This is a genomic window from Microbacterium sp., from assembly GCF_011620715.1.
In the GTDB taxonomy this organism is placed as follows: Bacteria; Actinomycetota; Actinomycetes; order Actinomycetales; family Microbacteriaceae; genus Microbacterium.
The window spans coordinates 1-7074 of the sequence record NZ_WOYP01000058.1; the positions used below are offsets into that span (position 1 = coordinate 1).

Here is a 7074-nt window from a genome sequence, read left to right on the forward strand (position 1 = left end):
CGCCGCCGAAGCACGAGGATGAGCAGGACGAATGCGACGGCCTGGGCGATGACGACGAGCGCACTCAACAGCGGGACGTTGCCGTAGAGTGCGCCGGCCACTGTGCCGCCGGCGAGTGCGGCCGTGCCCTGGAACACGGCGAATCTGCCGTAGGCGGCCCCACGGACTGCCGGGGGAACGAGAGTTGCCACGAATGCTTTGACCGTCGAGTCCTGAACCCCGGTTGCCGCCCCCCACAGGCAGACCCCGACCAGCACGAGCGGCAGCTCGCCGGACAGGCACAACGCCGGCACGAACGCGGTCAGTACCGGCACCACGAGCAACGTGCGGGGACCGAGTCTGTCGTAGCACCACCCGGTGGCCGGTGCCGCGAATGCGGCGACGAACATGGCCAGTGCGTAAACCAGCGGAACAACGGGCAACGGCACAAGACCGGCATCCTCAAGATGAAAGGTGATCACGCCGAACCCGATCAGGCCGAACGTGGTCAGCGCGGCGAAGGAGGCGAACAGCACGAAGGTGACTCGAGGCGTATCGACCCGGGCAGCCTTGGCGGGCGAATCCGGCTCCGGCTCCGGCTCCGGTTCCACGGGTTCCGGTCGGAACACTGAGGTATCGGGCACCCGAGCGCGCAGCCAGAACAGCATGAGCATCGCGGCCGCGCCAGGAATGACAAGCCAGAGGAACGCCGGCCAGTAGACTCCAACCGCGGCAGCCACCGCAGCGACGAGCAGCGGGCCGAGGAAGGCGCCTAGCTGATCGAGCGCCTTATGCACGCCGAAACCCTTGCCGTGCCCAACGGCCCCTGCCGCATCGGCGAGCAAGACGGTCTTCGCCGGGCTCCTGATCGCTTTACCGGTTCGCTCCAGGATGAGCAGCACGCTCGCAATGGCGAGACCGGCACCACCGGCGAACGGCGCGACGGCGAGCAGCGGAACGCTCACCGCGGTGAGCGCGTAGCCGATGATGGTGAAAGTCCAGTACCGACCGGTCCTGTCAGCCCACGGTCCACTCACCAGTCTGAGAAGGAGTGCCACGGCATCGGCTCCGCCGGTGACCAGACCGACCAGCAGGGCCGAAGCCCCTAGCTGGGCGAGAAATGCGCCATTCACGGACATCGCGCCATCCGCGACCATATCGATGGCGAGGCTCACGGTGCCGAGGCCGACAATCATCCGCCAGGGCGAGATACCCGCCGGAGGAGCGCTCGAGGACCGCACGGCGAGAACCTCCTTGAGTCGGCGACACTTTGTCAGCGCAAGCGCGATCGGTCGCCTCAGTCTCCACCGACAGTAGTCTCGCCGACGGGCCCTGACGCCGGTTCCTCATGGAGACTCCTCAGATCGAGCGGCTCAAACCCGAAACTCAGCGGCGTCGCCCGCCTTCGACGGTCACGATGCGATGGTCTTCTGCGTGGGTGAGCTCGGTCCGCAGGAACTGCTCGTCGGCGGGCAGCCGCAGGTCGAAGCGCGCGTACGCGGCGATCCTCAGCTCCGCCTCGCCGATCGCGACCTCCAGGATGTGTCCTCCCACGCTGCGGTCGCCGGCCAGGAAGTGCATGTGCAGTCCCGCGACCGTGATGCCCTGGTAGATCGAGGGTGCCCAGAACCCGACGAGCGTCCCGGGAATATCGCTGAGCACCGTCTCGATCTGTCCGCTCGTGACGTCCGCGAGCGGGCGGAAGGGGTGCTCCTGCCGGGGGGTGATGCGGATCCGCACCGAGGTGAAGATGCCGTCGACCCGCACGGCGTGGAACAGATTGCGGCTGACGAGGTCTCGCTCGACACGGTCGGTGAACGCGGCGAGGTCGGCCGCGGCGATGGCCGCCCCCGCGGCGACGGGAAACCGGCACACATCCACGAACGGCAGGATCTGCTCGTCCTGCATCCGATCGGGCGCCTCGCCGACCGTGCACTCGAAGACCTCGCCGTCGAGGATGAGCACTTCACCGCCCAGGTGGTCGCAGCACCCGATGCCGAAGTCGCCGAGCCCGCGGACCGCGGCGACGGTGATGCCCGACTCGTACGCTCCGGCGAGCAGGGCGTCCAGCACCGCGAACTGGGTCACCGCGGCATCCGCGGAAGGCAGGGTCGTCACACTGTGAGGCTATCCCGCGGTGCCGGTGCTCAGAGCCGAACCCATCGAGGCGGTGTCACACCCGCACGCCGACCGGCAGGGCCGCATCCTCAGGGCATTGACATCGACCCGACGCCATAGACTGGGACATCTCCCCTCCTGCATCTGCAGGATCATTCGTGCCAGGAAATCCCGTGACAAAAGCCCCCGCCGCCCGCAGCTTCGAAGTGCGGCACGTGCAGCTCGCGCGCGCCGCGTTCGCGGCGATCGCGGCGATCATGGTGACCTTCTCGCCCGACCACTCCGCCGCGATCGGACTCTCGATCTTCAGCGGCTACGCGATGGCGACCGGCCTCGTGCTTCTGGCCGCGGGATGGTTCGTCTACACCGTGGACACCCGTTGGCCGACGGTCGTGCTCGGCGCCCTGTTCGTGATCGCCGGTCTCGCGAGCGGCGTCGCCCTCTTCCGATCAGTCACCGGCTTCTTCGTGACAGTGATCATCTGGGCGCTCCTGACCGGCCTGGTCGAGACGATCACCGGTGCACGCGGCCTGCGCGCCGCGCACGGACTGCCGAAGTCGGATGCCGCCCGCTCCGAGTCGCGCGACGGCCTGACGGTCGGCATCCTCACGATCGTGCTCGGTCTCGGCCTGCTGTTCGTGCCGACGCAGTATGCGCTGCAGTACACGATCGACGACGCGAATGCGACGTTCACGCTCACCGGGATCATCATCGGTGTGGGGATCTTCGGCGGGTACGCCGCGATCGTCGCCGTGTACCTCGCGATCGCCGGACTCTCCCCGCGCAGGCCGGCAGCCGTCGCGACCGAGCCCTCGGGCGCTGCCGCTGCAGAGTCCGCCGACGCGGACGCCCGCGAATCCGCCAACAACGAGAGGGGCACGGCATGACCGACGACAAGCCCACCCGCCGCGACCTGATGAAGCCCGTTCAACTGCTCGGACTCGCGTTCGGCGCAGCGCTGTTCGCCGGCATCGTCACGCTCGTCTCGATGGGCTTCTTTCAGCAGCGCAGCCCCGAGCAGGCGCCGGCGGCCCTCCAGCTCGCGCTGATCGTGGCCGGCATCACGTTCATCGTGGTGCTGGTGATGGTCGCACTCATGCTGCTCGCCGTCGACCCCGCGCAGATCAAGAAGCAGATCGACCGGCCGGTGCTCCTTCCCGACGAGAAGGCCGCCGGCGCCGATCCGGATGCCGCGGCATCCGGCGATCCGAAAGACTGAGTGGCGAGCCCCCCGTCGATCACTGGCTACAGCTCGTCGACCAGCCGCGACGCCAGCCCGGTGTAGGTCGCGGGCGTGAGCGCGAGCAGGCGCTGCTTCGCGGCGTCGCCGATGTCGAGGCCCTCGACGAACTCCGCGAGCTGCGCGCCGCCGACCCGGCGCCCGCGCGTGAGGTCCTTCAGCAGCGCATAGGGGTCGGTGATCTGCGAGCGCCCGGCCGCGATCTCGGCCCGAACGACGGTCTGGATCGCCTCGGCCAGCACCTCCCAATTCGCGTCGAGGTCGGCATCCAGCACCGGCTGAGCCAGCGAGATCTCGCCGAGCCCGCGCTGCAGGTTGTCCAAGGCCAGCAGCGAGTGCCCGAGCGCGACGCCGATGTTCCGCTGCGTCGTGGAGTCGGTGAGGTCGCGCTGCAGTCGCGAGGTCACCAGGGTCGAGGCGAGGGTCGCCAGCAGTCCGCCCGAGATCTCGAGGTTGGCCTCGGCGTTCTCGAAGCGGATCGGGTTGATCTTGTGCGGCATCGTCGACGAGCCGGTCGCACCCGCGACAGGGATCTGCGCGAAGTACCCCAGGGAGATGTAGGTCCAGATGTCCGTCGCGAGATTGTGCAGGATGCCGCCGGCATGACGCACCCGGTCATACAGCTCGACCTGCCAATCGTGCGATTCGATCTGGGTGGTCAGCACGTTGAAACCGATGCCCAGACCCTCGATGAACGAGCGCGACAGCGCGGGCCAGTCGACGTCGGGTTCGGCCGCCAGGTGCGCCGACCAGGTGCCGGTCGCGCCCGAGAACTTGGCGAGATACTCGGACGCGTCGATCTGGGCTGCGACGCGCTCGAGGCGCCAGACGAACACGGCGAGCTCCTTGCCCATCGTGGTGGGGGTCGCCGGCTGACCGTGGGTGCGGGCGAGCATCGCCGCGCCGCGATGCGTCTGGGCGGTCTCGCGCAGGGTCGCGATCACGGCACGCAGCTTCGGCAGCCACACTGCCGTCACCGCGCGCTGGACGGTCAGCGCATACGAGGCGGAGTTGATGTCCTCGCTCGTGCACGCGAAGTGCGTGAGCTCGGCGATCGCGTCGAGCCCGAGGGCGGCAAGGCGATCGCGCACGAGGTACTCCACGGCCTTCACGTCGTGGCGCGTGACCGCTTCCTTCTCGGCGAGCCAGTCGATCTCGGCCTGGCCGAAGTCGCGATACAGCGCGCGCAGGCCCTCTCTCTCGGCATCCGGCAGCGGCGACGAGCCGAACAGCGAGCGTTCGGTGAGCGCGATGAGCCACTCCACCTCGACCTCGACGCGGGCCCGGTTCAGGCCCGCCTCGGAAAGATAGTCGGCCAGCGCGCCGACCGCGGCGAAATACCGCCCGTCGAGCGGGCTGAGCGGCTGCGCGGGAAGAGAGGTCACAAGATTCGATTCTATCCGCGCACCGCACGCGCCACCGGGGCGTTCGCCGAGTGGTCAGCGGTCAAGGGGCGTCGAACTCTCGTTCTCGGTCCGGCGATCCGTCTCGCGGGAGAGCGGGGCGGATCGCCGGCTCCAGCTGGCGGAACAGGGCGCGGCTGCCGCTCTCGATCATGACCAGCACCTCGTCGAACATCCCCTGACCGGCGTAGTACGGATCGGGCACGTCGAGGGTGCGGGCCCCCTGCTCGAATGCCATGAGCAGGGCGATCTTGTCGGCGTCCGCCTGCGTCCGCGCCCACCCGCGCAGGATTCGCTCGTGACTGCGGTCCAGGGCGACGACCAGGTCGTTGTGCGCGAAGTCCGCGTGCGTGAACTGACGCGCGCGGTGACGTGTGCCGTCGTACCCGCGCCGGTCCAGCGCATCGATCGTGCGCTGGTCGGCGCGTTCGCCGACATGCCAGTCGCCGGTGCCCGCGCTCGTCGACGAGACCCTGTCGCCTAGGCCCGCGGCATCCGCGAACCAGCGGAAGACGACATCCGCCATCGGCGAGCGGCAGATGTTGCCGGTGCACACGAACACGACGTGGAACGGCTCCACCCCGCTGGCAGTCATGGGTACATTCTGCGACTGTCGACCGCCTCCTGCACAACACACGTCGTCTCGAGCCGCTCCCCAGGTGCGCGCGCCCGGCATCCGAGGTCGCACGACCCGGCGGAGAGTGGGCGGATGTCGACACCCGGCGACCCCGACACGGTGCGGTCTCTCGAAATCCTCGCGTCCATCCAGCGGCAGCTCGGCGATGCCGAGAGCCGTCTCTCGGATGCCGCCGTGCGCGCCGGTGGACTGGCCGCGCAGACCGATTGGCGCACCGATGCCGCGCTCATGTTCCACGCGAAGGCACAGGCGCTGCGCCGGGACATCGTGACCCTCGGCGGTGACGTCGACGACGCTCGCGATCACCTCCGACGCGTGCAGGGCGGTCTCGAAGCGGGCGCCGGGTGGTGGAGCTGGTGAGCGATGACCTCGACATCCGCGGCGGCGGGGCGGTCGCCGTCGACACCGCGACCCTCCGCGTGGCGGCCGCGGGGTTCACCGGACTCGCCGCCGAACTCGACGACATCGCCGGATTCGTCGGATCCGCCGCGCACCGGCTGCTCGACGCGTCGCCGGCGGCGTTCGGAGCGTGGCTCACGATCGACGCTGTGCGCCGGCGCATCGTCTCGGCGACCGAGGCGGCGAACGAGACCGCCGAGGCCCTGCGGGGCTCGGCCGCGGTGTACGAGATCGTCGAACTGCGCGCAGAGCGCGCGGCTGCGGCTGCGGCGGGCGACGCGGCTGCGCTGGCGCGCATCGATGCTCAGCTGGCGGTGATCACGCGCGAGGACCCCGCGGCGGACGACCGTGCGACGCTCGGAGTGTTCGGCCATTGGCTCAGCTGGCCGAACGGGCTGGCGCTGCAGGCTCCGGGAGCTGTCTGGTGGCTCGCGCCCGGACTGCACTCGCTCGCGATTCCGCTCGCCTGGGCGGTGCAGCGGGCCATCGGCGCGGTCGGTGCGGGCACCGTGCCATCGAGCGCGCGCCTGAGCGGAGCGCCGAACGCCGTGGTGGTGACACCGGTGGCCGGGCACGGACCGACAGCGGCGCCGGCATCGCTCGCGGATGCCGCAGCGAGGATTCCCGGAGGCGGCGACGCCCGCATCCGCGTCGAGCGCTACACGATGCCCGACGGCACGAGGCAGTTCGCTGTCTACGTCGCCGGCACGCAGACCGTCGCGCCGAACAGCACCGAGCCGTTCGACATGGAATCGAATATCGCGCTGTACACCGGCGAACGCTCGGCCTCGTACGACGCGACGCTCGCCGCGCTCACGCGCGCGGGGGCGGAGCCGGGTGACGTCGTGCACGCGTTCGGGCACTCGCAGGGCGCGATGATCACCGCGCACCTGGCGCTGGAGGGGGGCTATGACACGCAGACACTCGTGTCATTGGGCTCACCCGTCGAGGCCGATGTCGGCGAGGGCACTATGAGCATCTCGCTGCGGCACGCCGACGACCCCGTGGCAGCGCTCGCTGCGGGCGGCCACGCCGGCGCCGTCGGTGCTCCCGGCAGCTTCGTCGCCGAGCGCACCGCCGACCCCGTTCCCGGTGTTCACGACTACGGGCTGCCCGCGCACGGCATCGACGCCTACACCGAGACGGCGCGGCTCCTGGATGCCTCGACGGATGCGCGCATGGGGGCGGTGCGTGAACTCTTCGACGGGCTGGGGGCCGCGGAATCCGTCGAGGTCACGGAGTACTCGGCCGAGCGCGCGGGCATCCTGCAACCGGCACCGGCACCGGCACCGGCACCG

At 69.8% G+C, this 7074-nt stretch carries 8 protein-coding genes; 4 read left to right on the forward strand and 4 right to left on the reverse strand.

Going from position 1 to position 7074, the window contains the following annotated elements; genetic code table 11:
• On the reverse strand, positions 1–1154 hold a 1154-nt coding region (locus QZV84_RS05505; protein WP_292826534.1), incomplete at its 3' end, for an MFS transporter.
• Between the two features lie 211 nt (positions 1155–1365).
• Positions 1366–2097, reverse strand: coding sequence for an acetolactate decarboxylase (gene budA / locus QZV84_RS05510; protein WP_292826537.1), 732 nt, complete (start codon positions 2095–2097; stop codon positions 1366–1368).
• Between the two features lie 173 nt (positions 2098–2270).
• Between budA and QZV84_RS05515 the strand changes: the two genes are divergently transcribed.
• A complete protein-coding gene (locus tag QZV84_RS05515) occupies positions 2271–2984 on the forward strand; it encodes an acyl-CoA synthetase (RefSeq protein ID WP_292826540.1) in 714 nt (237 codons plus the stop codon).
• Positions 2981–3316, forward strand: coding sequence for an amino acid transporter (locus QZV84_RS05520; RefSeq protein WP_292826543.1), 336 nt, complete (start codon positions 2981–2983; stop codon positions 3314–3316). The genes QZV84_RS05515 and QZV84_RS05520 overlap by 4 nt, the downstream gene beginning before the upstream one ends.
• 26 nt (positions 3317–3342) lie before the next feature.
• Here QZV84_RS05520 and purB read toward each other — a convergent pair whose 3' ends face one another.
• Complete coding sequence (gene purB / locus QZV84_RS05525; RefSeq protein WP_292826546.1) at positions 3343–4722, reverse strand: adenylosuccinate lyase; 1380 nt, start codon at positions 4720–4722, stop codon at positions 3343–3345.
• A 61-nt stretch (positions 4723–4783) separates the two neighbouring features.
• Positions 4784–5335, reverse strand: a complete 552-nt coding sequence (locus tag QZV84_RS05530; protein ID WP_292826548.1) for a low molecular weight protein-tyrosine-phosphatase — start codon at positions 5333–5335, stop codon at positions 4784–4786.
• 114 nt (positions 5336–5449) lie between these two features.
• Here QZV84_RS05530 and QZV84_RS05535 point away from each other — a divergent pair, with 114 nt between their 5' ends.
• Both QZV84_RS05535 and QZV84_RS05540 read left to right on the forward strand, forming a co-directional pair.
• Entirely contained in the window at positions 5450–5737 is a 288-nt protein-coding gene (locus QZV84_RS05535) for a hypothetical protein (protein WP_292826551.1), read from the forward strand.
• Positions 5734–7074, forward strand: a 1341-nt coding sequence (locus QZV84_RS05540) for a hypothetical protein (RefSeq protein ID WP_292826553.1), incomplete at its 3' end; no start/stop codon positions are given. The genes QZV84_RS05535 and QZV84_RS05540, both read left to right, overlap by 4 nt.